This window comes from Flagellimonas amphidinii (assembly GCF_013090115.1).
GTDB lineage: Bacteria > Bacteroidota > Bacteroidia > Flavobacteriales > Flavobacteriaceae > Flagellimonas > Flagellimonas amphidinii.
In genome coordinates this window covers 1-2,701 of the sequence record NZ_JABFNN010000011.1, presented here as the reverse complement: position 1 = coordinate 2,701, position 2,701 = coordinate 1, and the positions used below count along the sequence as shown (strand labels likewise).

General features: G+C 40.0%; 2 protein-coding genes. One reads left to right on the top strand and one right to left on the bottom strand.

Annotated elements, in window-relative coordinates:
• Window positions 1-2,456 (top strand): hypothetical protein (locus tag HJC33_RS00110; RefSeq protein WP_171656760.1); only part of this gene is annotated, 2,456 nt, incomplete at its 5' end.
• Window positions 2,457-2,487: 31 nt separating this feature from the next.
• Here HJC33_RS00110 and HJC33_RS17210 read toward each other — a convergent pair.
• Window positions 2,488-2,701: hypothetical protein (locus tag HJC33_RS17210; RefSeq protein WP_216366619.1), on the bottom strand; the 214-nt coding region annotated here is incomplete at its 5' end.

Below are 2,701 nucleotides of genomic sequence, written 5' to 3'. Positions count from 1 at the left end.
ACGATACTGTGGACATGGTAGATGATGATGTCTCTCAAACTGATGATGACCCTGGTACCGATGATGATCCAGGGGGTTCTACCATAGAATATGAGATGGTGGAGGTCCAAGTAATTATTCCCGAGGGAACAGACCTTGACCTATCTTCTACCCAATTGATAACCCTGGGTGAAAGTTATGGCATTAATGCCGATGGAACAGCGCAAGTCCAAATCGTAAAGGGATCCGAAACCTTTGTTTATGTAACCAACAATGAGAATAGGATGGTCATTATGGGGTTTGTTTCGCCTGAACACCCAGAACTGACCATGACCTCCCTTTTGGAAGCTTCACTCTATTTTAGTCTGGGGACTGTCTTCCAATTCAACGAAGTAAAGGATAGATATTTAAATGAATTTCAAGATTTACCAGAAATACAGCCCTATGTGGATGAGTTTTCCGAAATGTACAAAAATGACCCACTGGTATTAAACTCTGAAATGTTCATTTCTTGGTTAAGCGACACCATGGGTGAGTTGACCACCAAAAAAAACATTGACCTCGCTGCTTCCGTACTTGTGACCAATGCGGACATACAAAGTGGTTTGAAGGTTGTTCAGGACGATAATGACATTTTCAGTATCAACATATTGAATTATTGGAGACGTAGGGCACATGCCTTTGTTTATAAAGTAGCCACAAAAAAGGAAGGTTCGAAGGATTTTGTTACAATAAGCGGAATGGATATTATTGGGGATGGTAATGAAAAGGCTGACTACGAAATACCTGTTTCGGCTATCTCAGGGGTTACTTCCATTATTGGCAATGCTGTAGATATCGGTTTTTCTAATGGTCAAAATTTGGGCATTACAACCAATGGGCCTCAGCAACTGGAACTTTTGGATGATGATAGTGCAGCCAAATACGAAGTAAGAGTGGTAGGTGTAGGTAAAGATGAGAATTTGCTCATGACCCCAGATGAAATATCCATGGCAAGGACACTGGCCTTACAAACTGTTCTGTTTGATTTCTTGATTCCGGTTGTAACCAACGCTGTGGGCATTAAAGATATTAAGGACGTTGGTAGTGCCTTCGAAATCTCGGAGGGAATCGAAATTGTTAACGCCCTATTAGCAAGTACGCCAAATGCGACGGATGCTTTTAACAAGGGAGATATCAAAACAGCAGCTATAGAAATTATCAAGGCATTGGCAACAAATTATGTTGGCACAGAGTCATTTTGGGAATATATGCTAAAAGGCCTTAAGGCAATAGGGTTTAATAATCTTAATAAGTATGGCATTCAGGACTTGGCAGCAAAAACAGTTGCTCCATTGACCATTGCGAATTCAATTTTAACCATTGCAGATATCGCTAGGGTATTTCGCACGCTATCCGCAGATAAATTGGAAGTGTTCGGCACCGTTGTAAGTCGCGGAAAAGTGAAAATAAATCCCGCTGAAAAGGGGCTGGCCTTGGGTGATGAGGTTCTTCTTACAGCAAAAGTTTTGGATGATGAAGAAATCTTGGAAGGAGAATATAATTACCAATGGAGTACCTCAGGAACCTATGGAAGCTTCAAGGTACCTTCCAATTCTGATCAGATCACCTATCTAAGTGATTCAAAATATAACCCTCTACCATCAGATGCCAGGGAAAGTATTTATGTTGATGTTTTTAAAGATGGGAACCTTGTCGGAAGGGATTCTGCCTTTGTAAACATCAATGCCGCAAAATATAGAATTCGCCCTGATGGAATCACTATAAAAGGAAACAACAATATAACCCTGAGAATTGTTGATGTGGACAACAAACCTTTGGAAAATAATGTACTTCACCATTTTAAAGTTGTTTGGTCTACCGAAGGAAAATATGGAAAACTTAACGGATCAAATAATTTTGTCACCACTCTAATATCTCAAGAAAAATCGGTGGATTACCATAGCCTTGATACCGAAGTGGAAAGTGCCACCGAAAAAATTACAGCAAGGATCTATTACACAAGCAAGGGACCTGATGACCCTTCCGTGGATATCCTTATTCAAGAAGTTGAGGCGGAAATCAATATTGAAAATGATGACCTAATCCTTATCTATTATGCAGATATAGGTGTAGGTAAAAGACCTCCTGAATTTGATGGTGTACTATATTGGAACTATGGGGTCTGGAATGTTTGGCGCTGGGATCCTTCGGAAGCTGATGTTCCTGAAGGCTATGAGATCGAACGAATTTATATGAAGGTGTTGGAACGGACACCAGACGGAAGCCCTTCATGTACATTGAACAGTGGAACATGGTATCCCGGCAATGAAGAAGAGGACTTGGTGGATGGCAGTTATGAGGTGACCTGTTTTTATTCTGGGGGGTCTGTGCTAACCAGTTCAGCTGCAAATTCGGCCTATGCATCTTTGTTGGCCTATTATGAATCCATTAAGGGATATGCACAGGTAACCGTGTATTTAAAACCAAAAGGATAACGAAGAAATAGCAATAAGACTTTTTATTTTTTTATGTCCCCCATGCTTTCCAATAAGTATGGGGGATACAAAGAAAATCGATTTCAAAGCGATAATAAATGGTTTCAAGAACAATGATCTTTTTTATACTCCCAATGGAGATATCAATTTGAACATCAGGGATTGGGTAAAGGTCAAAAAAGCCTTTTGATGACATTTTCAAAAACAATCGATACTCTAAAAACCCTATAGCACATTTGATATGA